This window comes from Microcoleus anatoxicus (assembly GCF_042465725.1).
Taxonomy (GTDB): Bacteria; Cyanobacteriota; Cyanobacteriia; order Cyanobacteriales; family Microcoleaceae; genus Microcoleus; species Microcoleus anatoxicus.
Genome location: NZ_CP120853.1, coordinates 5,559,320 through 5,583,454 on the forward strand (window position 1 = coordinate 5,559,320; position 24,135 = coordinate 5,583,454).

General features: G+C 45.0%; 18 protein-coding genes, 1 tRNA gene and 2 pseudogenes. 12 read left to right on the top strand and 9 right to left on the bottom strand.

Annotated features, from left to right (window positions below):
• Nucleotides 1-646: 646 nt before the first annotated feature.
• The 3 genes from P2A85_RS24180 (at nucleotide 647) to P2A85_RS24190 (ending at nucleotide 3,346) form a co-directional block, all read left to right on the top strand.
• Entirely contained in the window at nucleotides 647-2,560 is a 1,914-nt protein-coding gene (locus tag P2A85_RS24180; protein WP_377475901.1) for a heavy metal translocating P-type ATPase, read from the top strand.
• A 386-nt stretch (nucleotides 2,561-2,946) separates the two neighbouring features.
• Nucleotides 2,947-3,159 (top strand): DUF2839 domain-containing protein, encoded by a 213-nt coding sequence (locus P2A85_RS24185; protein ID WP_377475903.1) that lies wholly within the window; start codon nucleotides 2,947-2,949, stop codon nucleotides 3,157-3,159.
• Between the two features lie 115 nt (nucleotides 3,160-3,274).
• Nucleotides 3,275-3,346: transfer RNA gene (locus P2A85_RS24190), tRNA-Val, on the top strand.
• A gap of 115 nt (nucleotides 3,347-3,461) precedes the next feature.
• On the opposite strand, the gene P2A85_RS24195 is transcribed toward P2A85_RS24190, so the two are convergent.
• The 3 genes from P2A85_RS24195 to P2A85_RS24205 form a co-directional block, all read right to left on the bottom strand.
• The gene (locus P2A85_RS24195; RefSeq protein ID WP_236506884.1) at nucleotides 3,462-3,668 is read right to left on the bottom strand and encodes a type II toxin-antitoxin system HicB family antitoxin; all 207 of its coding nucleotides are present in this window, start codon (nucleotides 3,666-3,668) and stop codon (nucleotides 3,462-3,464) included.
• Nucleotides 3,668-3,862 (bottom strand): type II toxin-antitoxin system HicA family toxin, encoded by a 195-nt coding sequence (locus P2A85_RS24200; protein ID WP_333422793.1) that lies wholly within the window; start codon nucleotides 3,860-3,862, stop codon nucleotides 3,668-3,670. The genes P2A85_RS24195 and P2A85_RS24200 overlap by 1 nt, the downstream gene beginning before the upstream one ends.
• A gap of 218 nt (nucleotides 3,863-4,080) precedes the next feature.
• Nucleotides 4,081-4,689 (bottom strand): Uma2 family endonuclease, encoded by a 609-nt coding sequence (locus tag P2A85_RS24205; RefSeq protein ID WP_377475904.1) that lies wholly within the window; start codon nucleotides 4,687-4,689, stop codon nucleotides 4,081-4,083.
• A gap of 188 nt (nucleotides 4,690-4,877) precedes the next feature.
• Between P2A85_RS24205 and P2A85_RS24210 the strand changes: the two genes are divergently transcribed.
• The 6 genes from P2A85_RS24210 (at nucleotide 4,878) to P2A85_RS24235 (ending at nucleotide 13,895) form a co-directional block, all read left to right on the top strand.
• A complete protein-coding gene (locus tag P2A85_RS24210) occupies nucleotides 4,878-5,822 on the top strand; it encodes a DNA polymerase beta superfamily protein (RefSeq protein ID WP_377475906.1) in 945 nt (314 codons plus the stop codon).
• 181 nt (nucleotides 5,823-6,003) lie between these two features.
• On the top strand, nucleotides 6,004-6,096 hold the full coding sequence (locus P2A85_RS24215) for a helix-turn-helix domain-containing protein (RefSeq protein ID WP_377475908.1): 93 nt from the start codon (nucleotides 6,004-6,006) through the stop codon (nucleotides 6,094-6,096).
• 36 nt (nucleotides 6,097-6,132) lie between these two features.
• Nucleotides 6,133-11,244, top strand: coding sequence for an AAA domain-containing protein (locus P2A85_RS24220; protein WP_377475910.1), 5,112 nt, complete (start codon nucleotides 6,133-6,135; stop codon nucleotides 11,242-11,244).
• Between the two features lie 74 nt (nucleotides 11,245-11,318).
• Nucleotides 11,319-11,540 carry a DNA-binding protein gene (locus P2A85_RS24225; protein WP_096828389.1) on the top strand — a complete coding sequence of 74 codons (222 nt, stop codon included), beginning with the start codon at nucleotides 11,319-11,321 and terminating at the stop codon, nucleotides 11,538-11,540.
• 23 nt (nucleotides 11,541-11,563) lie between these two features.
• Nucleotides 11,564-11,929 (top strand): hypothetical protein, encoded by a 366-nt coding sequence (locus tag P2A85_RS24230; RefSeq protein WP_096828390.1) that lies wholly within the window; start codon nucleotides 11,564-11,566, stop codon nucleotides 11,927-11,929.
• A gap of 40 nt (nucleotides 11,930-11,969) precedes the next feature.
• Entirely contained in the window at nucleotides 11,970-13,895 is a 1,926-nt protein-coding gene (locus P2A85_RS24235) for a hypothetical protein (protein ID WP_377475911.1), read from the top strand.
• Nucleotides 13,896-13,993: 98 nt separating this feature from the next.
• On the opposite strand, the gene P2A85_RS24240 is transcribed toward P2A85_RS24235, so the two are convergent.
• Both P2A85_RS24240 and P2A85_RS24245 read right to left on the bottom strand, forming a co-directional pair.
• Nucleotides 13,994-14,968 carry an isoaspartyl peptidase/L-asparaginase gene (locus P2A85_RS24240; protein ID WP_377475912.1) on the bottom strand — a complete coding sequence of 325 codons (975 nt, stop codon included), beginning with the start codon at nucleotides 14,966-14,968 and terminating at the stop codon, nucleotides 13,994-13,996.
• A 69-nt stretch (nucleotides 14,969-15,037) separates the two neighbouring features.
• Nucleotides 15,038-15,193 (bottom strand): DUF2256 domain-containing protein, encoded by a 156-nt coding sequence (locus tag P2A85_RS24245; RefSeq protein WP_341730753.1) that lies wholly within the window; start codon nucleotides 15,191-15,193, stop codon nucleotides 15,038-15,040.
• A gap of 132 nt (nucleotides 15,194-15,325) precedes the next feature.
• On the opposite strand from P2A85_RS24245, the pseudogene P2A85_RS24250 reads away from it, so the two are divergent.
• The 3 genes and pseudogenes from P2A85_RS24250 to P2A85_RS24260 all read left to right on the top strand — a co-directional run.
• A pseudogene (locus P2A85_RS24250) lies at nucleotides 15,326-15,796 on the top strand (RNA methyltransferase); the annotation flags it as partial.
• 827 nt (nucleotides 15,797-16,623) lie between these two features.
• Complete coding sequence (locus P2A85_RS24255) at nucleotides 16,624-18,237, top strand: serine hydrolase (RefSeq protein ID WP_377475913.1); 1,614 nt, start codon at nucleotides 16,624-16,626, stop codon at nucleotides 18,235-18,237.
• 96 nt (nucleotides 18,238-18,333) lie between these two features.
• Nucleotides 18,334-18,735, top strand: a complete 402-nt coding sequence (locus P2A85_RS24260) for a hypothetical protein (protein WP_377475914.1) — start codon at nucleotides 18,334-18,336, stop codon at nucleotides 18,733-18,735.
• A 369-nt stretch (nucleotides 18,736-19,104) separates the two neighbouring features.
• Here P2A85_RS24260 and obgE read toward each other — a convergent pair whose 3' ends face one another.
• From obgE to ltrA, 4 genes and pseudogenes are all read right to left on the bottom strand, one after another.
• The gene (gene obgE / locus P2A85_RS24265; protein ID WP_377475915.1) at nucleotides 19,105-20,145 is read right to left on the bottom strand and encodes a GTPase ObgE; all 1,041 of its coding nucleotides are present in this window, start codon (nucleotides 20,143-20,145) and stop codon (nucleotides 19,105-19,107) included.
• Nucleotides 20,146-20,395: 250 nt separating this feature from the next.
• On the bottom strand, nucleotides 20,396-21,277 hold the full coding sequence (locus P2A85_RS24270) for a Mo-dependent nitrogenase C-terminal domain-containing protein (RefSeq protein ID WP_377475916.1): 882 nt from the start codon (nucleotides 21,275-21,277) through the stop codon (nucleotides 20,396-20,398).
• Between the two features lie 153 nt (nucleotides 21,278-21,430).
• A pseudogene (locus P2A85_RS24275) lies at nucleotides 21,431-22,132 on the bottom strand (HNH endonuclease); the annotation flags it as partial.
• Between the two features lie 146 nt (nucleotides 22,133-22,278).
• Nucleotides 22,279-23,919, bottom strand: coding sequence for a group II intron reverse transcriptase/maturase (ltrA, locus tag P2A85_RS24280; RefSeq protein WP_377475917.1), 1,641 nt, complete (start codon nucleotides 23,917-23,919; stop codon nucleotides 22,279-22,281).
• Nucleotides 23,920-24,135: the final 216 nt, after the last annotated feature.

A 24,135-nucleotide genomic window follows, 5' to 3' on the forward strand; every position in this document is an offset into this window, starting at 1 on the left:
GCAGTCCGCCGGGGATTGAAATCCCCGTCTCATAGCAAAAGTCGGTTAAAACCGACTGAAACATTAAATGCAACTCTCAACTCTCTTCAGTCCTCTTTGAGAGGACTTGCGCTATGAGACAGGGATTTCAATCCCTGTCGGGCTGTCGGATGTAACGAATGGCAAGTTGAAGGCGAGGGCCCTCGCACTCACCGCAGTCCGCCGGGGATTGAAATCCCCGTCTCATAGCAAAAGTCGGTTAAAACCGACTGAAACATTACATCCAATTTTGAACTCTCTTCAGTCCTCTTTGAGAGGACTTGCGCTATGAGACAGGGATTTCAATCCCTGTCGGGCTGTCGGATGTAACGAATGGCAAGTTGAAGGCGAGGGCCCTCGCACTCACCGCAGTCCGCCGGGGATTGAAATCCCCGTCTCATAGCAAAAGTCGGTTAAAACCGACTGAAACATTAAATCCAATTTTCAACTCTCTTCAGTCCTCTTTGAGAGGACTTGCGCTATGAGACAGGGATTTCAATCCCTGTCGGAATCTCGGATGTAACCAGGGGCGAGTTGATGACGAATTTATTTTGGTTTTACTCTTGACATTGACATTAATGTCAAGGTTTAGGCTACAGAAGTCATTCTACCAAATCAAATTTTTCCAATGACTTCTAATTCCATCTCAATTTCTCGCATCTCTCAGTTAGCAGAAGAACATCCCGACGCTTTAACCGCCACCCTGTGTGGAATTCTGGTCATTTTGGGTTCCCTAGCGCTGCAACTAGGCTGGTTGGGTTTGGCTTTATTCATCCTCCCGGCTGCTTATGTCATCGGCGGTTATTCCAGCGCCCGCGAAGGATTAACGACGCTTTTTCAAGAACATGAATTAGATGTCGATTTGCTAATGATTGTGGCTGCTTTGGGGGCGGCCAGTTTGGGGCTGTGGCGGCATGAATATCATTTAATTATTGACGGCGCTGTTTTGATTTTAATCTTTGCGATTAGCGGTGCCCTAGAAGGTTATGCTATGCAGCGGACTGAACGCAGCATCCGCAGTTTGATGAGTTTGACTGCGGATACTGCTAGGGTGGTGCTTGATGGCGATGAACGGGAAATTGCGATCGATAAATTGCAAATTGGCGATCGCATTTTAGTCAAGCCAGGAGAAATAATTCCCACCGATGCGATAATTGTAGAAGGTGCTAGCAGCCTAAATCAAGCCTCAATCACCGGCGAATCTATGCCCGTGGAAAAAACAGCAGGCGATGAAGTTTATGCCGGAACAATTAACGGTTTCGGCGCGCTACAAATAGAAGTCCACAAAACCCCAGAAAGCAGTTTAATTCAGCGCGTCATTCGGCTGGTACAGCAAGCACAAACCGCAGCGCCTCCTTCTCAAATGTTTGTGGAAAAATTCGAGCGTGGTTATGCTCGATTTATTGTAGTTTTTGGATTGCTGTTGGCAACTTTGCCACCGTTTGTTTTAGGCTGGAATTGGGAGGATACTATCTATCGGGCGTTGATTTTCCTAGTAGTCGCTTCTCCCTGCGCGTTGATGGCTTCGATTATGCCGGCGCTGCTTTCGGGCATTGCTAATGGCGCGAAACAAGGGATTTTGTTTAAAAGTGGTGCAGATTTAGAGATAATTGGTAAAGTTAGGGCGATCGCCTTTGATAAAACAGGAACTCTGACTACCGGAAAACCGGAAGTTATCCAAATTGTCCCCGCCACCGGATATACTGAAACAGAAGTTCTGCAATTAGCTGCTGCTTTGGAAACTTACTCAGAACACGCGATCGCAATTGCCATTGTCGAAGCCGCCCAAAAGCAAAAATTAGCACTTCCCATCGCCACCGAAGTTCAAGCCAAAGTCGGCCAAGGAATTGTCGGCAAAATCAACAACCAAATCATCTCCATTGGTAAAGCTAATTTTGTAAAAGCAACAGGAGAGTTAACTCAAGTCAGTCAACAGTTGCAAGCAGCAGGAAAAACAGTGGTTTGGGTGAGTCAGGGCGATGAACTGTTGGGCATAATTGCTGTAGCAGACACCCTCCGCCCCGAAGCAGCCAATACCATCAAACGCTTGACCAAGTTAGGCGTAGAACATATAATTATGCTGACAGGTGACAATCAGCAAACAGCTCAATACATCGCCCACGAATTAGGCATCAAAGAAGTCTATGCCGAACTGTTACCAGAAGACAAAGTAGCCGTAATTCAACGACTGCAAAAACAGTATCAAACCGTCGCCATGGTAGGAGACGGCATCAACGATGCCCCCGCCCTCGCTCAAGCCTCTGTGGGAATTGCCATGGGAATTTCGGGCAGCGATGTAGCTTTGGAAACTGCGGATATCGTATTAATGGCCGATAGATTAGAACAGCTAGCAAAAGCAATTATTTTAGGGCGTCGCGCTCAAAATGTTGTCAAACAAAACATTGTTTTTGCACTCAGTTGTATTATGCTATTACTGGCGGCTAATTTTATCGGAAATATTACCATGCCTTTAGGTGTCATCGGTCACGAAGGCTCTACAGTAATAGTAACATTAAGCGGCTTGCGATTGCTGAGAAATTAGAGAAATGCGACGCAGAGGAAGAGCGACATAAAATCCACCATAACTAGGAATAATTAGCCCCCTTTCCTCCTCCTCTGCGCTCTCTGCGCTCTCTGCGGTAAAAAAAATCAAAATATTAAGAAAAAATACAATTAACGAACAAATCATCGGTTTCATCGATTTAGTACCATCCAGGAGCCCCCGCCGATCCCGTACCGCTACCGGAACACCTCCAAGCCCAAGAAAACGAAGCGCGGCAACAAATGGGCTCTCTCGGATATTTTGTGAAAGCAGAACCCTGTGAAGCGTCAAGAATCACCGCGCCTGATAGACGGTGAGTATTTCAACTGTTGGCGTATAATTTGGTTGAGTATCCAATTGGAAATCTAATTTAGTAGACAAAGATTATGGGCGAATCTAAACGTCGCAAAGAGGCGATCGGCGACAAGTATGGTGAAGAAGAACGTATCTATCCCTGGCTCCCGATCACGAAAACCCAAAGCGCAGATTTTTTGAAGTGGACAAGTCGCGGAAGCTGGATCGGGATTAGTTTGCTGGTTGCTTGGTGGGTTGTAGTGCGATTTGTCGGCCCCGCCGCGGGCTGGTGGTTGGTTGATTGATGCTAGGCTCGACTAATGCCTGTGCGTGCGATCGGGCATTTTGTCGAGTGCCACTAAATTTTTTGGGAAATTGTGCTTGCAAATCTGGACATAGTATGATAGATTAGTCATCTACGGGCGATTGGCACAGTGGTAGCGCGCTACCTTCACACGGTAGATGTCGCAGGTTCAAATCCTGCATCGCCCATTTTTTTCACTCAAACTAACCCACATTTTTCACAGCTAACAGTAGGGTGCGTCAGGGGGAAATTCTTAGTTTGTTGTCGTCACATTCTGCCCTGACGCACCCTACAACTTAAGCCTTAAGCTTCAACATATTCGCAAATAGAGACAGGTTCGGGAATCGGAAAAGCATCCTCTTGTAGTCCTTCAATATGAAATGCGATCGCCTCTTTAATTAAATTCCTCACCTCTTCTAGACTTTCAGCCACAGCTACACATCCCGGTAAATCGGGAACATACGCACCGTAGCTAGTTTCACCTTTTTCAATTACCACAGCATAACGCATTAATCTTCCTCCTCTAGTTGAGATTGTCGCAAAACACTTTTAAGGGTACCAATTGGCATATCAATGCCTAAATTACCTGACACCGTAACAGTTCCAGCCTTTTCTGGGTGTTTGAATTGACGATGACTGCCCTTTGTTCTAGCTAAATACCAACCATCATCTTCTAACATTTTAATAACTTCTCTAACTTTCATTGTTCATTTATCTATAAAATTCATCAACTCCCGCATTTATATCCCCATAATATGCTTTAACTTCAGCAACCTCTCGATTGTAACCTAGGGCGACTGATAAAAAACCTGATTCTGCTCAATCTGAAGACAATGTTCAACACAGTAAGCTAACAGTAGGGTGCGTCAGGGGGAAATTCTTAGTTTGTTGTCGTCACATTCTGCCCTGACGCACCCTACAACTAGAAAACAGGATTATCTTCGGGAAAAACAACATCTTCATACAGCAGAGAAATCGGACAGCAGAAATCAACGCTCGTAAAATCAACTTCTACTTCTGTACCGTCGATAGTTGTCGCGTCAAGACAATAAGCAGTGAGTTCCCATTTGCCTTTCTCATTGATGCGGTAACATTCCACGTTCAGGCGATCGGCTTCAATCAAAACATATTCTTTTAAACTTTCAATTTGACGGTAATTTCTAAATTTCTGGCCGCGATCGAATGCTTCTGTTCCTGGAGATAGCACTTCAACAATTAAACAGGGATGATAAATAACTTTACGGGCTTTTTGGTCGAGTGGATCGCAACTGACCATGACATCTGGATAGTGAAAAGGACCATTTTGCGAAACCCCTACTTTGGCATCTGCCATAAAAACTTTACAACCTTTACCCCGCAAGTGATTTTTGAGTGCAGATGTCAGGTTTATCGCAATGGAGTTATGGGCCAGAATTCCCCCCGTCATAGCAAAGATTTCCCCATTCATATATTCATATTTAATGGGTTGTTGTTCTTCCCATTCCAGATATTCTTGGGGACTCATGAATTGAGGTTGTAGTTGAGAAATCATTTGAAATATCTCCTTCGATTACCATAGTATAACGCATTAATCTTCCTCCTTAATAATTAGACACTGTTCAACAAGGCCAAAATTGCCTTAGCTTGCGGGGCGGAACGCGATCGCCCAAAACTCCCATTTTTATACTACACATATGCTACAATAACATTGTAACTCGTGCCCCCGCCGGAGGTTCCCTCATGGCAAATGCCAATATTCCCCAAAATTTCAACTTAATCCTCCCCGCAGGAACCCAGATTGTCACCAAAATTGAGGTCAAAAACCCCGCCAGTAATCAATCTTGGAAACAAGGAGCTGTAGGTGTCATCGTTAAATCGCCTACGGACAATTTCCACGCATATTTGGTCAAACTCCCAGATGGCACAGAAATTAGTTTGCGACGACATGAATTCAGCATCCGCAAGCAGTTTCAGAGCGAAGGATTGCAGTCAGGAGGAGATTTTTTAGCAGAATATAACCTCTATGATTCTGTTATTTACCGCTGCATTGTTGGTTCCAGAGCTTATGGTCTTGATAACGAACAATCTGATACAGACAGACGCGGGATTTATCTACCACCAGCAATGCTTCATTGGTCGCTTTATGGGATTCCAGAACAGTTGGAAAACAAGCAAAATGACGAATGTTACTGGGAACTACAAAAGTTTTTGATTGTGGCACTAAAAGCTAACCCAAATGTGCTGGAATGTTTGTATACGCCTTTGGTGGAAACGGTTTCTCCTATCGCACAAGAATTGCTGGACATTCGGGAAATCTTTCTGTCTAAACTGGTTTATCAAACTTACAATGGCTATGTTTTGTCTCAATTTAAAAAAATGGAGCAAGACTTGCGGAATACAGGAGAAGTTCGCTCGAAGCACGCGATGCACTTGATTCGGTTGCTATTATCAGGAATTACGGTGTTGAAGGAGGGTTTTGTGCCGGTGCGAGTGGATGATTTTCGATCGCAACTTTTATCGATTCGCAATCAGGAAGTACCCTGGGATGAGGTGAATCGGTGGCGGCTGGATTTGCATGGAGAGTTCGATCGCGCTTTTGGATCAACTCGCTTACCAGAACGCCCTGATTATGAAAAGGCTAATCAGTTTTTGATTAAAGCGCGCCGAAGTGCGATCGAGGATTAAGGTGACATTGAAACTTGAGCAACTGCGGATTTAACTAACGCGAACGGGAAGTCCCGCACTCTATCCGTTTACAAGGATGAGTGACGGGATGAAAGTGAGCCAGAAAATAAATTGAGCGACAGCGAATCAATATCATTCTATGTGTTAGAATAATCTTATCAGCATTAGATATTCTTGATAAATGTATCAAGCGTATAAGTACAGAATCTATCCCACAAGTGAGCAAGAAACCTTGCTTGCAAAGTCTTTTGGCTGTGCGCGATGGTTAAAATGATATCAATACTGTTTCCGATCGCCCCCATAAACATCTATGCCTACTTTCTCCGCCGATCCCAACAACTTTGACGCATTGCTGCAAATGGTTAGAGATGGAGACGCGATCGCTTTGACAGCAGGGGAATATAAGGGGCCATTTACCATTGAACGAGCGATCGTGCTGCGGGGGGAAGGAGAAAACACCATCATTTTTGCCGCTGACGAACCTGTTTTGAAAATCGCAGTCTCCGGCGTGAAACTGGAAAACTTGAGCATTGAGCGGAATGTCGGCGGGAATACGGGAGAAATTGCGATCGAAGCCGCACCGCATACCGCGCCAGTTTTAGACAGAGTAAGATGTTTGGGAAGCGCTCCCAACGTCAAATGGCTGGGAGCAAGCTGGGATATCCCCGCCGCCGTCGGCTTCGGCGCAATCCAAACCAACCGATACTTGCAGCTAACCGAGCAACTACAACTCGGTGGCGACTGCAATGTTTCCTGCTCTCACCCTTGGTTAAAAGTACAGCAGCCTTACCTTTCTTGCGGGTTGCAAAAACTCGATATTATCCTCAATTCCCAAGATATTCCCGCCGGAACTAATCTATCTGGCTCGATTGTTTTGGAAGCATCTAACCAGCAATTTTTAATAGAAGTTTCGGCAATTGTTACAGCACTTCAAATCAGCAACCCTCAATTTCTTTTGCCATCGCTAACTGCAACAGAACCTCTCAATAATAATGAAGAAACTTGGGGCTATCGGTTTTTAGGAGATGGGGCGACGGATAACTTAATCCGCGAGCTAGAAGGTAAAGATGCTCTGTTAAAGTATCCTGAATTTAGCGATCGCCGCGATCGCGCCGAAGACTTGCTATCTGATATTTTGGGAGACGAACCCAGGCTTTTCTATGTCCGCCGCAAAGGGCCGGGAGAAGCACCGGGCGAAGAAAAATGGGAACTGGCGATCGCGACAGATATCGAAGGAGCAAAATTACCGGAAATCCTTGAAAAACGGCAAAAAACATTAAGTTTGGTGGCTCTTGTCACAGAAGGCAGATCCGATGGCTTGCGCTTACTTTATGCCCGTTTTGTTCCCCAAGAACGGGGACGTAGTGATGGTTTTTCCGCTCTTTTCTCCCTGCGTCTGCACCTCAATCACCAGTCTCGAATACCCGTGCCAATTTCAGCTTTAGAGCGCATGAAAACAGTTCCCTTTTGTGGGGATTGCGTGCCAACAGAAGAACAGTTAAAAGGTTGGAGAGCCTTTTTAAAGATTGAAGAGCGGATTGCTAAGACGCGAGAATTTTTCGTGCCTTTTTATGGTCATAACTACGGCTCTGCTACCCGCAAAATCACTTTTGAGGTAACTGCATCTTTAGCGCAACTCGACAAATCATCAGGAACCGCTCTCAAACAAGATGACTTCTGGACAAGAGCAGCTAAGGCGAGAAATGAAGATATAAAACTTGTAGTCCGAGTTGAAGAAATCCGCGAGAAAGATGATAACACATCTGAGCGAGAATCTGTCCCGCAGCCTGCAAAGTGGCAGGCAATTTTATTAGGATCTATTGAAGAGATTGACAGAGCAAAGGGATTTATCCGGGTGAGACTGGATTCTGAGTTAGTAGAAAAAATAGGAGAAGGACACTATCAGTTGCCGAAAATAGGCTTTTTGTCTTTCGAGGCGGCGGGAGATTTAACTCAAATTAAGCGGCAGAAAAAAGCTTTAGACGATCTGCAAATGGGAATTGCTCAAAATCCCTATGTAGGCGAGTTTTTCTTTGATGCTTCTCAGGCAAGAAACCCACAAACAACTGTTAAACTAAAACCAGAGGATTTGTTGCTATCAGGGGCAAATGATGACCAAGTTGCAGCAGTAGAAGCTGTCTTATCTGCACCCGATTTAGTGCTAATTCAAGGGCCGCCTGGAACGGGAAAAACAACCGTCATCGCTGAAATTTCCTATCAAATTGCGCTGCGGGGTGGGAGGACTTTAATTGCTTCTCAAGCAAATTTGGCTGTTGATAATGCGTTGAGTCGGTTAATTCACAGTCCCGTTATCCGCGCTTTGCGAAAGGGCCGTGCGGAGCGCGTTGAAGAGGAAGGTTTGCCATTTGTGGAAGATAAAGTAATTGGCAATTGGCTGAGAAATACGGCTGATGACTGCGAGAAGCGGTTAGTAAAACAGCGGGAAAATATAGAGTTTTTTAGGGAATTGTTAGTAGGATCGGAGCGATTTTTTGGGTATTTACGAGAAGAGGAAAAGTTACAAGAAAGTCAAGAGGAGTTGCGATCGCGCAAGGCAGAGTTAGAGGAAACTTGTAGAGCGCAGGAAAGTGTCTCTGAAGAAGCGGAAGCTAAACAGCGCGAAGTTGTTGAATATCTCCTTCCTGGTTTGGAATTGCTAATGTCTCAATCTTCAATTAATTGGGAAGATGTAGCAGTAATTAATTTATTGACAGCAGCTATCAAAGTCTGCAACCATAGATTTGGATATATTTCTGAAGGAAGCTTCAAGGAAAATGTTGAAAAAGCAGCTATTCTAGCTGCGGAAATTAAACTTCAAATCCCTCAAGATTTACGGCTAAATCCTTTTAGTTTAGCGGCTTGGTTAAAGGCTCAAGGTCTTCCACAAATTCAGATGTCATTGTCTCATTTCCGAGATGCGATGTCATCCCTTAGAGAAGCTGATAAAGCTGCACAAGTGTTCCGTGAGAAGCCAGCCGCCGTTCAACTTTTGGAAACAAAATATCAGCAAAGTCTTACCAGCCAGAAAAATCTACAGGAAACCATCAAAAGTTGGGAAAACCGAAAATCAAGAATTGTTGCAGTCAGAACTGCAATAGACCAGTGGCAGTCCACCGCTTATGAGAGGATTTATGTAGCGATGAAGCAATGTGTAGAAACTAATCGAGCCTTTACAGATGATCAGATTCAACTACCGCTGGACGTGGTGTCATTTGTAAAAGCTAATCCCGCCCCTTGGGGATCTCATATCGACAGGTGTAAGTTAAAAATTGCTATTTTAATTACTAGAAAAAGTGAAGCCAATAAACTTGCTCCTGTTGAGCCGCAACTGAACGGGGTAGCCAAAGAAGTTATCAGCGGTATTACTGCTACTGCACGAAACTGGCTGAACCAACAACAGGAATTAGAGCAAAACCAGAAAACCTCTGTTTTGAAAGCCATAAAAAACTGGGAATCCATAGCTTATGAGAGCGTATATGAGGAGTTAAAAAAATGTGTACAAGAGAAGCGTAAATTTACAGATAACCTGATTAAATTGCCACCTGAGTTGCTGGCAAGTGTCCCTGTAAAACCTCAGCCTTGGCGTTCTAACCTGGATAGGTGTCGCTCGAAAATTGCTAATTTAATTGCCAAACAAAGTGAAGTGCAAATCCCCAACTTTGATGCGGACTTAAATTCCATTGCAGCCGAAGCGATTAATGATATTGCTGCCAGTGTATCTCAATGGCTGGAGCAGCAGCAACCGGAAGCTGAAAGACAACTCCAGAATCTTAAACAACAGCTTAAAGAACATCAGCAAGTGACTACCAAGCAACAGCGGGCAATAGCAAATTCTAAAAAGGAATTAGAGGCTCTTCAGCGTGAAGCTGAAGCTAAGTTAGAAAGATGCAAACAGCTATTGAAAGAGTTCCTAAACTTACCAGCAATTCCCGATAACTTACGCTATGTAGCGCGATGGTATGACTTGAACATAGGCAAGTTGTGGGAAAATCAGATAGGTCAGTTTGAAAAATTAATCTCATCACTCGATCCATCATCGGAACTGCGAGTAATAAAAAATGCTCTCACAACCATTCAATCAAGCTTACAAAAGGCGATTAGTCAAGCCTTAAATCAACTTCGAGAATGTCAAAATCTGCTTCACCAAATGGAAGTTCAACTGCAACAACTCCAACAACTGCAACTACCACCCACTTTAATTTCCGAACGAAAATGGTGGGAGTCAGCATGGCAAACTATCCCCGATCGCCTAAAGCCACCAATCCCCGACAGCGGCTTATTCGATCTCAACTTTTTGCACGAAATCAAAACACAATTCGATGCTTGGCACCAACAACTCACTCAAGAAGAATCCCACCTTAAAGGCTATGAGAACCTAACTCAAGATTGGATAGCAAAACTCCGTAACCCCTCCGAACAAGATCAGAGCGAATTGAGGCAAGTTTACATCGACAATGCCAACGTCATCGGTATTACTTGCAGCCAAGTAGCGGGCTACGGTTTCAAAGAATTTACCAATTTTGATGTAGTCATCATTGACGAAGTAAGCAAATGTACGCCTCCAGAAATCCTGATTCCTGCACTCAAAGGCAAAAAATTAGTTTTGATTGGCGACTACCGCCAGTTACCGCCGATGCTGCATGAAAAGAGTTTAGAAGAAATCGCGACAGAAATGGGAATCGAACCGGATGATATCAGCTTTCTGGAAGAATCTCTATTTAAGAAACAATTTGAAGCTGCATCAGAAAGCATCAAGCGGCGGCTGACTGTTCAGTATCGGATGCACCCCTACATTATGGGAGCGATTAATCAATTTTACGACCATAGCCTGCGTTGTGGGATTATGGAGCCTGAGAAAGTGCGATCGCACAATGTAGCAGGCGACATCATCCGAGCAGAACATCACCTAATCTGGGTAAAAATGCCACAAGAACAAAGATTTCAAGAGCAATTAGAGGGAACGTCAAGGTATAATCTTAAGGAAGTCGATGCGATCGACATTCTCTGCGAACAAATGGAGGAGGTTTGGAGCCTGAAAGTTGCGGAAGGACAACCCAAAAAAGAAATTGGTATCATTACCTTTTATGGTGCTCAATTGAGGCGAATTGAGGAAATGCTTAGCGATCGCAAATTCCCCTCCCTTGCCATTAGAACGGGTACTGTTGACCGATTTCAGGGCATGGAACGCCCGATTATTATTGTCAGCATGGTGAGGAACAATCCTGATGGAGATATTGGCTTTGCCAAAAAGCCAGAACGGGTAAACGTTGCCTTTTCCCGCGCTCAGGAATTGCTAATAATTGTAGGATGCCATTCACTATTTACCAAGCACAAAGGCAAAGTCGGAAGTATGTATTCCGAAGTAGCAAATATTGTACGCCGCAATGGAGGACTGATTGATGTTTCTAGCGTTTTGGGTTAAAATGGGTAGGAGTCCATTAAAACAACCCAGGAAATATTGCATAAACTCAAGGAAGAGTGAAGGAGAATCAAACCATGAATGACCAGAAAGAAATGATTCATTTCAACTTAGATTTATCGCCAGAACTCAACGATACTTTAGAACAAATGGCTAAGAAGATAGGAGGGAGTAAAACAGATGTACTCCGTCAGGCGATCGCTTTGATGCAAATTGTAGTGACAGCAAAAGAACAGGGTAGGAAATTCGGAATTGCTGAGGAAAATCAACCTTTAGCAACTGAAATACTTATTCCTTAAAATCTGCAATTCACTAAATCTTTATGAGTCAATCCGATAACCCCAAGGAAATTTTACAAGCAAATTCTGTTAATTTATCAGCATTAACAGAAAAGCTAGTTACAACAGGAGCTCTGAATTTTACATCTACTGAAGAGGTTGAATTCGATCTAAAAAATCGCGACAAAGATAAACAATTTGAACGCGAACAAAAATGGATCTCTTTCTGGGTGAAGGACATAGGTGTATTTTTAGCGGCACTCCTCTTAGTTTTGCTGATAGACGTTTACGCTTTGACGATTCTTGTATCCGAAACTGCATCTGAGGGGAAAATCAGATTTGCCATAGCGGCTCTAACTTCTAGCGTAACCAGCCTTCTTAGCTACTTAGTGGGGAGATCGGGAAAATAATTTTAATTGTAAAATATTAATTATATAGGAATAATTATTGATGTTTTTAGTATCCTCTCCTAAACCAATTGACCCCGCATTACAGGAATTTGTCCAACAAATTGAAAAGCAAAGTCCCGCTGGTATATCAGTGCTAGCTGGTCGCCAATTCCGCTATTGTTTAGAGCAAATATCAGTAGAAGTTACTATTAGCGAACCCCGCAAATTTAACATCCTCGAAGAGTTTATTCTCCGCGCTGGGATGGAGATGGAATTGACACCAACTGAAAATGAATTAGCACAAGCTTTAGGTCTTGACCCTATATTCGTGCAAAATACTGCTAATACTCTGCGGAGTTTAGAAACTTTAGCTTGGACACCGGATGCCAGAATTATTCTAACTCCTCAAGGGAAACAATTTTACTTAGAAGGCTCTGTCCCGCAACCGCCACAAACAAAACAAATTTATGCGATTTCTGACCCCTTGCAAGGAAATCTATTTTTTCTATCTTCCGCTTTAGAAGAAGTACAAATCGAGCTCCCAATTTTTGAAGATTTTATCACAATAGAAAATCGATGTCAAGAAATGCCTGAGTTAGGACTTGAGGAACTCCAACGAATTATTCAGGCTTCTGGTTTAGGGTTGCACGTTCCTGAAGATGGTAAAATCATTACTGCTGCTAATTTCACCAAGGAGACTCAAGCTATCTGGCAATCTGTGGCAATTTTTGTGATTTTTGATGCCCTTGAAGATGCAGTTAAGCTGCAAGTAAGACGAGGAAAGCAAATTTTACACTATGCCTCTGATTTACTTGACATTTTGCAAACTGAAGGCAAAGTTTCTTTGCAAAACTTGCTGTATCTGAGCGATGAAACAATTGCTGCGGAACGCGAAGAACTCCTCAATCAACGAAATAAAGAAGTTGAAGACAGAATTAAGAAGATTGAACAGCAGGCGATTGAAACAGTTAAAGAATTGAGGGAAACGGGGGAGCAAGTTGCGTCTAAGGGAAGTCAGGAAAAAGACCAGGTAATTTTACTGCGGGATAGTCAAATTCGGCAGTCTTTTTTGGAAACCTTGAGGAAAGGGAATCATCAAGTCTTAATTTATTCTCCTTGGGTGAGCAAGGAAGTGGTAGATAATGAGTTTATTCAATTACTTCAAAATTTAGCTAATAGGGGAGTATGGATTTTAATTGGTCACGGCATTTCCCGGCGACAGCAGGATGAAACCCGACCAATTCCGCCACAAGTCGAGCAAAAGCTGAGAGAAATTAAAACGCGGGAAGGTTTATCAGCAGTGCAGGTATTTTGGCTGGGAAATTCTCATGCGAAGGAAGTTGTAGTCGATCGGAAAATTCATTTGTGCGGTTCTCACAATTGGCTATCTTATCGGGGCGATAAGTTACCGCGCGGTGAGACGGTTTACAAGGTTACGGCTACTGATAAAGTTGAGGAAGCTTATGATTTTCTGGCGGTTCGATTTAAGGATTATGCGGGCGAATTATGGGAGTCAGCGGTGCAAAATCGGGATGCTAATTTAGCTGAAACATCGCTTTGTACTTGGGGGGCGTTGGGAATGGAAGAAATGGCATTAAATCAATTGAAAAACGCTAATTGGTTAGAACTTTATCCGGTGTGGCTCAAGGTGGTTTGTCAGGGGTTAAGATCGAAAAAGATATCGCCGGATTCAGCTTATTTGGCAACAGGGATTTCAATGGTGAGTCAATTTTCAGTAGATGACTCTAATATTGAGTTATTGCGATCGAATTTGCGTCAATTGATAGGTGCGATCGCAGCCTTAGATCGCCGCCAAGCTTTGAAGCTATTAAATCAACATTGGTCGCAATTCGGTCGCCTGAGCATTGCAGACTCGGCCTTAGCAAAGCCTGATGATTTTCTGTTTAAATATGCTGTGAAAGAACCCGATCGCCCTCAAACAAAATCAGGTAAAAAAGCATCCCCTAAAAAAAATAAAGGTAAGTAGAGTCGAGACAAATTTAGTGATTGGTAAAACTAACACCGATCGCACTCCCCGACTTCTTCAATAAGCCGAGGAGCTAAAACACCTATCCAGAAAGCTTTTTAAGCAATAAAAATCAGCGTTCCCTTGCTCATTTCCAAGGTATCACCCATTTGGATACCGTTGTGAAAAGCACCCAGAAGTATATCGCTAGTTTTACCACAGCCGATCGCACCACTAGCATCAATTCCAATTGCTCCAAAATCCCGTTTATGTTCGTCAGCTTCTCCAAAAGAACGCTCAAAAGCAGCTTTCAAACTAAAACCATCCGTCACCCGAATCACAATTCTGGCAGCCAAACACTCATCCATAATGTGTTCGCCAATTCCTGTACAACTTACCGCCGCATTTCCAGTCGCATAATTCCCTGCCGGCATCGCCGAATCGCTAACTCGCCCAATCCGCTCAAAACCCTTACCACCAGTAGAAGTTCCCGCAGCCAAACGTCCCTGGGCATCCAAAGCTACCACTCCGATCGTACCTACCCCCCTTTCTCCCCCCTTACCAAGGGGGGACAGGGGGGGTGAGGTCGGTTCAGCGATGACTCCAGCCATTGCTCTGCTAAAATTGCCTTTGCGTTCCTCCATCCACTCATGCAAACGCAAATCCGTCATTGGATCGTAAATCGGCAAGTGAAGTTCTCGCAACAATTCCGCCGAGCCATAATCTGAGAGTACCCGATCGTCCGAAGTCTGCAAAAATTTAGCAAGTTCGATCGGATGCTGAACGCGAGAAACATTAATCGCCCCGCTGAAACGCTGCACAAAACCATCCATCAACGAAGCACTCATCCGAATTTGACCATCTGACTGCACCACAGAACCCGTACCCGCATTAAAACGTGGGTCATCTTCCAATAACCGACAGCCCCGCACCACTGCATCTACGGCACTCGCACCGTCCTTGAGCAGGGGATAAACTTCCTCCAAAACATGATAAAGCGATTTACGTACCGCTTCAATTCCGCCTTTGCTATGTAGAGAACTGCCGGCACCGCCGTGAATAACTAACTTTGGTTGTACCTGTTGCGATGCCATACTTTTTAACTTAACCTAGAATTTTTCCTTTGCAATCTTAACCTCGGTTTTGTAAATGGCAAGAAATTCTTAATTTTCGGTGCTATGCCGACGGCGACGACAGCGTTCCGAGCAATATTTGACATCATCCCAACACTCAGCCCATTTTTTGCGCCAAGTAAAAGGTCGATCGCACACCGGGCAGATTTTTGTAGGTAAATCGGATTTCGATCGCTGCTTAGCCATGTTAATTTTGACAATACATTAACTAATTTACATTTTGTATCATTTTCAAGAACAGGCAAGATGCCAGTTCCAAAACAAAACTTAATTGTTATTGCCTCTTCCTTCTTCCTTCGCTATATCTCCCTAAATTAAATGCTCTCAACGGCCGCCGCCAACATCCGAATTATCTTAGTAGAACCCGCAGGTCCTTTGAATGTCGGTTCTGTAGCCCGCGTACTCAAAAATATGGGTTTGCACCAATTAATTTTAGTCAATCCCCAGTGCGATTATTTAGGAGCAGAAGCCCGACTGATGGCTGTGCGCGCCGCGGACATATTGGAAAATGCCAGAGTAGTTGAGAGTTTGCCAGCGGCTTTGGTAGGCTGTACAAGGGCGATCGCCACCACAGGGGACGATCGCCCCTTAGCCACAAAGCCAGAAGCACCAGCAGATGCCTTACCTTGGCTCCTAGAAGCCCCCAGCGCTCTCATTTTTGGTCGAGAAGACTGTGGCCTAACCAACGCCGAATTAAACTATGCTCAGCGCCTGATCCGCATTCCCTCCAGCGAAGCTTACACCTCCCTCAATCTCGCCCAAGCCGTCGCTGTCTGCTGTTATGAATTATATAAGTTAGTTCTCAACCCCCCCCTCGAAGTCAACTCCCCCCTCGAAGTCAACTCCCCCCTCGAAGTCAACTCCCCCCTCGAAGTCAACTCCCCCATCGAAGTCAACCCCCCCCTCGAAGTCAACCCCCTCCTCGAAGTCAACCCCCCCCTACCCCCCCCAAGGGGGGAAAATAAGGAACCCCCCCCAAGGGGGGAAAATAAGGAAACTCCCCCAAGGGGGGAAAATAAGGAAACTCCCCCAAGGGGGGAAAATAAGGAAACTCCCCCAAGGGGGGAAAATAAGGAACCCCCCCCAAGGGGGGAAAATAAGGAACCCCCCCCAAGGGGGGAAAATAAGGAACCCCCCCCAAGGGGGGAAAATAAGGAACCCCCCCCAAGGGGGGAAAATAAGGAAACTCCCCCCTACTTCCCCCAAGGGGGGAATGAAGAAGAACCCCCCCCTACCCCCCCTTTGGGGGGAATGAAGAAGAACCTCCCCCAAGCGGTGAAGGAAGAAGATGCTTCTGCTACCTTAGAAAATTTAGAAGGATACTACCAGCAACTAGAAACTTTGTTGTTAAAAGTGGGATACTTGCATCCCCACACAGCAGCCAGCCGGATGGCAAAATTTCGCCATTTATATAATCGCGCCTATCCTTCCGTTGGGGAAGTCGCCATGTTGCGGGGGATTCTCCGACAAGTAGAATGGGCGATCGGAAAAACTCACCCGATCGGTCCTGTTTCTGATACTCTGGATCAGGCGTTGCCCGATTATCCAGCTCAAAAGGCGAGCGAGCCCGATTAAAAATCAGCAATTAGAAGTGTACATTGGTGAAGGAGTAAGACGTGGCAGAGCGGTTTCCCAAGCGATCGATATTCTCAGAGATCTCCTCAATATCATCTCAGCAGTCGAGCAAAACAAATCAGTCTAGCAAATCAGGCCGCCGCGGTTCCACCCAATCGCAGAAACCAAAACCGCCAGCTTCCAGTCAAGCAAAAAAACCTTCGACTCTACCATTGGAACCACCAAGCGGCAGCAGAATTAGGGCGAATTCCCCTGCTAATCCCCCCGCAGAATTAAACACACCAGACTTTTTATCCAATCCCCAATCTACAATTAGCCGTAAAAAACCCCGAACCACCAAAACTCCCCAGTCGAAAACCCGTCAATCTCCCAAAAAAGGCCTCGCTGCTGTAGATTTGTTCAATCCAGGGCCAACACCAAAAAATCTTAGTCCGGCCAGCAATCCCAACAGCCAGCTTATACCGCCAACCACCCCTGTATCCCGTCCCGGAAGTCGCTCCCAGTCCCATCTAGGTCGCATTGCAGACACTGAAACGCCTCCCAAGGTCAAAAAACGCCCCGACCCCAAACAGCGCTCCCAAGCCAGCGATAAACCTCGCAAACGACCCACACCTAGCACTACAACACCGCTGGTGTACGCTACTCGTTTGTTGATTTTGGGAGTTGGGATGGCGGTGATTTGCGGGACAATGTTGTCAGTGGTGAATGCTGTGAGTCGATCGGGTTCCACAGCACAAGAACAGAACGCTCCAGGAGCTAATGGGCAAAAAACTCCCCCAGAAAGTGATAGCGCCGCAGCTACAACCCTAGCCCCCCCTGCACTGCAACTGAATCAAGAATTAGCCACCCTCAAAACGCAAGTTCAGGTTTTGACCACGGAAAACCCTAGCTTGACTGCGGGAGTATTCTTAGTCGATTTAGATAGTGGAAGCTACCTAAATGTTAACGGCGACACTACTTTTGCTTCAGCTAGTACGATTAAAGTGCCGATTTTAGTAGCTTTTTTCCAAGCTGTAGATGAGGGGAAAGTGCGACTAGATCAGATGTTGACCCTACGCGCCGAAGATATTGTGGGCGGTTCGGGAGAGATGCAAGACCAACCTCCGGGTACGAAGTATTCGGCTTTGGAAGTTGCCAAAAAAATGATTGTTGTCAGTGACAATACGGCGACAAATATGATGGTTGAGTTGTTGGGAGGTGCAGAAGTTTTGAATCAGCACTTTGCAACCTGGGGTTTGAGGGCGACGGTTATTCGCAGTAAATTGCCGGATTTAGAGGGAACTAATACTACCAGTCCCAAGGATTTGATTAATATTATTGCCCAGATCGATCGGGGTAATTTGGTGTCAGTGAAATCGCGCGATCGCATTTTTCAAATCATGAGGCAAACCAAAAATGATAGTTTGTTACCCAAAGGTTTGGGGGACGAGGCAATTATTGCTCATAAAACGGGAAATATTAACACTTTGCTAGCCGATGCAGGGATGGTAGATTTGCCAAACGGCAAGCGTTATTTAGTGGCGGTAATGGTGAAACATTCCCCGGAAACAGAGAAACCTGCTCAAAGTTTGATTCGCGATATTTCTCGGATGAGTTATCAGTATTTGAATGATGGAGAATCCACGGTTGATGCCAAAGTAAAACTTAAAAATTAAACCACAAGGCAAAAGCCGCTTTAAAAAATTTTTTGTTGTTACCGGATTTTTAGTTTAACTGTTGTATATCTGACAAACTATAAATCAGTTTGCCCTATGAAACCAAACATCAGGCTTCCTTATCTGGTAGCATTATCAATTATGGCTGTTGGAGTCTCCCCCTCACCGAGTAATGCCAATCCTTCTCCTCAAGGTGAATTCGACGAGATCACAGTTGTTTCCAATAATATCGAACTGAATCGGGCGAAAAACCTAGCTCGTCAAGCAGCAGAAGTCGCCAACGGTGGCTTGGGAGAATATCGAGCCGAACCTTCTATGCACGGTGTTTCTTCGGAAGCGCCGTTTGTAGACAATGGCGATGGTACTTGGACATTTTCTTTTAAAGGAAGCAGACCTGGTTCTTCTGTCTATAGGATAGAAAGCGTTGTTACTGTTTCTCGAAATGGACAGGTCAGAATTGATTACAACGGGCTGATTCCTAACTCCAACCAAATTTGACCGGCAACTTACTTGAGTGGAAATAGCAGTCGCCAAGGCGCTTTGGCGGGGGAGCATCCAGATTTTGTAACAGGGCTGTTTCATTCTCTTGTAGGGGCGGTGCCAAGAGTGCCCGCCCCAATCTCTGAAACACCTACAAAATCCTGGACGAAGAGGGTAGGCACGGGGGCACTACCCCTACAAAACCATGATTTGTCACCAGAATGAAACAGCCATGGATTTTGCATAGGCGAAGCATGACCGCAGACAATTTATTAGTGATAACCAGAGATTTACAGCGGTCATGCTTCGCCCCTACGAATATATTGGCAAAATTGAGATGCACCCTTTGGCGGTTGCTATATTCTGGAAAAGCAGAACCCGTTTCGGCTAGGAAACTGCAACTGCTAAAAGTTCCGCTGCTTCTTTTTCATTCAATTCGTCAAGTTTCTGCCAAACCTGCTGCATCAACTCATCCAATCCCACTCGACTGACAGCGGAAATAGACAAAATCGGGGACTCACTAATTTCTTGAAGTCGAGAAATCAAATTATTCATTTCTGCGCTTTCTAGATCGATCGCATCTACCTTATTAAAAGCCAAAATCTGCGGTCTATTTGCCAAACCTCGCCCGTAAGCTTTCAATTCTTCCCGAATTGTAATGTAATTCGCGATCGGGTCTTCATCGGTAACATCGATCAAATGCAGCAGTAACCGAGTTCGTTCAATGTGCCGCAAAAACTCATAACCCAGACCGGCACCTTCGTGAGCCCCTTCAATCAATCCTGGAATATCTGCAAAAACCGTACCGTCTCCCGTCGGTTTTCTGACTACGCCTAAATTCGGGACTAAAGTTGTAAACGGATAATCTGCTATCTTAGGACGAGCGGCGGATAAAGCAGAAATCAGGGTAGATTTGCCGGCATTTGGTAAACCAATAATTCCCACTTCAGCTAATAGCTTCAATTCCAGCCGCAGAAACTTGTGTTCTCCTTCTCCACCGGGCATGGCATAATCTGGAGCGCGGTTAGAATTGGTCAGAAAACATTTATTTCCCAAACCGCCTTTGCCGCCTTTGGCAACGCAAAAAGTCTGTCCGGGGGTTACTAAATCTGCTAAAATTGCCTGAGTTTCCGCGTCGTAAACTACAGTACCGCAGGGAACTTCAATTGTGCGATCGTCCCCACCAGCCCCGGTCATATTTTTCGGTGCACCCCGCTTCCCATCCTCAGCTTTAAAGATGCGGTTGTACTGAAAATCTAGCAGGGTTTGCAGACTTTCCACCGCCACCATAAATACTGAACCGCCCCGCCCGCCGGTGCCCCCGCTTGGCCCGCCCGCTGGTACATACTTTTCTCTGCGAAAAGCAACCATACCGTCGCCGCCTTTGCCGGCTGCGACTTGAATATCTGCTCGATCGATAAATTGCATAATTTAATTAGTAATTGGTTATTGGTTATTGGTTATTGGTTATTGGTTATTGGTTATTCCCCATGAACCATTGCCTATTCCCCATGAACCATTCCCGACTCAGTGGTCATTAGTAAGTAGCCGTTAATTATACCATTTGTGAGCATAATTCGCCTGTTTTGCAATATTAAGACCGCACAGTCTTCCTATTCCACGACTATGGGAGATTGGGTAGTTTCAACGCTACTAACTAATGAGTCCTGAATCATGGCTAACAATAGGACGAGATATCTTCCTTGCAATCATCGGCTAAATAGCACAGAGCTCGGAAGCGCATCCCCACCAACTGTTCGTAAAGCGGATTAATCTGGCACATCGCCGGAATGTGTACGATTTTGCGGCCAAATAACACAATATCTCGCTCAAACGGACACTGGGGCGGAATCATTTTGCAGACAAAGTGTGCCACCTTGGGGTCGTGAATTTCCCAGCCGTCGAGCCAGTCTTTGACTGGTTGTAGGACATCTTTGTGGGGTGGTTGCAGCGGTTTTGCACTGAGGGGTGTTGCCACATTCCACTCCACAGCGGCTGCTGAGCTTGCGGGTTTTTCTAGGGGGTATTCGGTTCCTTCGATGGTGTGTCGGAGAGCTTCTATCACTTTCACATTTTGACCTAATGCTGTACAAAACTTCTCTAGCAATTCATCTTCGCAAAGGGAATAAGTACCGTCTGCTAAAGCTACCATGACTGCGGTTCTCAAGAAATTTTCACCGTTGGCGGTACTTTTGCCTAACACACCAGCTAGTTCGTCTGGGGTAATTGGTTCAAAATCGGTCTCCAAAGATACTAGATTTAATTCCTCGTGAGTTATGGTCGCAATCAGTTTTTGCTCGTTTTCGTCAAAGTTGCCGTCAGCCCAAGCAATTGTCAGCAATCCGCGTAGCCATGCGGTAATCTCTTCGTTGGTACAGGCAGATTTCACGTTATTCATCAGTCTTTCCAATTCGATAGACCAGTCAATTTGTTGATTGGGAGTGGAATAAATATTCCCCCCAAAATTATTTTTACTACTTTTTTGTTCGATCGTTCTATTCGTTGAAGGTTTATCCCTGAAGATTGCTCGAAACGCTTGTAGTGGACGTGTTAAAAGCATATTTGTGTGTCAGGATTATCGCTGATCTAGCGAGAGAATTAATTAGCCGATGTTTTTCCCTCAGAATGTCATAAAAAAGCTCGGTAAGTGGGAAACTCAGAGTCTTTAGACCTGAGAGGGAAACGACTCGGGGGACTTCAGTCCCCGTCAATCTTAAAATGTGTAACCATAACCATCTTTGTGATGAACAATTTTGCAATATTTGTAACTAATTCCTTGTACTAATTCTGATGCTGAAATATTGAATGAACCAGTTGTCCTAACCGCAACCCGACCAACATATTCACCTATTTTTTTGCCACTGGTGACAACTGCTTTCACAATATCACCTGTCTGAAAACCTTTAACAAACTTGTTTATCGGAACGTACCGAGATGGAAATCCAAACTTATCTGCGCGACACATTTGGCGAGTTCCGTGCCCTGTCGCCTTGATTAGCAGTGGCTGATTCGTGAGGATTTCTAGGGATTGAATTTGACCCACACAGGCAGCATCAAGCCAATGGGTTTTAGGTAGTTTCAATCGAGTACGGTTGAACTTAGTTAATCCACCCGAACCAGTTAAAACAGACAATCCCGTTTCTTTCAGTCGAGAAAACAACGCCCATCGAGTTGAATTCACAGCAGCAGCGTCCTTGAGAGGGCGTTTAGCTTGAGCTAGAATGTACTTCAAGATGTCAGGTTTCTTGACTAAGAATTGCTGAACATCCTGAGTACCTTTCTTCTGATTGCACGCTTGACAAGCAAGGCAGAGATTCGAGATACGATTTGTACCACCTTTGGCTTTTGGATGAATGTGTTCAACTTGCAATGCTAAATTCTCAGCGTCGCAATAAGCACATTTTCTGTTCCATTTGGTAGGGTCGAACGGGGTATCACTACCCCGAACTCCCATGCAAAACCGGACGTGATAGTTTCCCGTCATCCGGCTCCTCGACTGTTTGGCGCTTGTTATGCGTACCTCTTTCCCATTAAGGGTTAGGGGGCTAGAAATAAGATTCATCACTTCTCATCTCCCACTATGAAAGGTTCCCATTTGGCGTGAATAATGTCGTGGCAGTGTCTATGTACGGCTGTCAGATTTGTCTTCTTGTTGTTGCTTCTGTTTCTATCTATGTGATGTACTTCAATTAGACAATCGGACGTGAAGTACAGACCGCAGTGCGAACACTTCCCATCTTGCTTTTTAATAAGCTCGGATAATTGTTTGGGAGTTTCAGGGTATTCCCCTTTTCGCTTGCTCCAGTAGACCCAATCTCCGTCATAAGGGCTTATTTCACCCTTCACCTTTGTGTGTCTGGTTATTGGAGTATCGCCATGCTTGGCTAGACAATGCTTGCCGTTTTTGGTGGCGAATACCCAATTGTTATTTCCCTTGGTTGTCCAAGTCTTGTCGGCGCTTTCATGACGGTAAATTGCCCATCCTCGTATTTGCTGATAGATGATGTGGTCTGCAAGTTGGAATATATCTTTGCTGCAAACCGTTTTGTAATAGTTCGACCAGCCCCTTATCACGGGGTTTAGTGTTGCAATTAAGGCATCTCGCGATGAACCTTTGTGCTTATCGATTAGGTCGCCTACTTTAGATAGATGGACTTTCAGCTTTTCCTTGGATGGTGTGATGATGGTTTTAAATCCTTGCTTAGACGCATACTCCCCTACCTCGAACTGTCTAACATTAAATCCGAGGAAGTCGAACCCTATGTTGCCTCCTTCTTCAACTAGAGTGTGTGAGAGTCTGGTTTTTTCGGGTTTTAATTCCAAGCCAATGCCACTGAGCCATTCTGCTGTTATCTGCATACATCTTTGGACGACGGCTTTATCTTTGTGTAGAATTACAAAGTCATCAGCATAGCGAACTACTGTTAGGGTCATTCGCTTAGAGCGTTTGCTCTGTTGTCTGCCGTAGTTATTTTTCATATCTACGGTTTCAACGTATTGGAGTAGCCGATTTTCCAAGCCGTGGAGGGCGATGTTTGCTAGCAAGGGCGATATAACCCCGCCTTGCGGTGTTCCCTCAGATGATTGACTGAACCCTTTCTTTTTATTGCGATTAGCGTATTCGCTCCAGTCAATCACTCCCGCTTTCAACCATGCCCGAATTTGACGGCGGATGGTGGGGGATGTATTTAATTTTTCTAGCAGCGCTTCATGGTTTATTCGGTCGAAGCATTTGGCAATGTCGGCATCTAGCACGTATTTCGGCTTCTGCTTGATTGCTCCATATATTGCTTCGATTGCGTCGTGGCATGACCGCCCTGGTCGGAATCCGTAGCTGTTTGGCTCGAATTTTGCTTCCCATTCCGGCTCTAAGGCTGCTTTTACCAGAGCTTGGGATGCTCTGTCGTTCATTGTAGGTATCCCTAACGGGCGTTTTTCGTCTCTACCAGGTTTGTCAATCCAGACTCTCCTGACAGGTTTAGCCTTTTGGTTTAACCTCAGTTGGCGTACAAGTTCTAGCCTTTGTTTGGGGATTAAACTCTTAATCCCATCTATTCCAGCCGTTTTCTTGCCCCGGTTATCCTGAGTTACCCGACGAACGGCTAGTGCCTTAGCCGACCAAGACCTCATCAAAGTCTTTTGAAGCCTACGGACTGCTTTGACATCCCCACGTTGAGAGGCTTTGAATATGCGCTTTTGCAACTTAAAGACTATCCTCTGTATTTTTTTTCCAGTTGATATCCTTCCATTCCACTTCTGTCTGTATTGACTCAGTATTAGACGTATTCATTGCTACTTGTTCCTATTCATTTCCAAACAATCGTGAATCTGTCAGCGTATCCTCGCCATTACAGCGAGGCATTGGCTTTTGATTCAATCCTGCCCCCGTAAATCATCTGGCTAGCTACCTACTCAGGC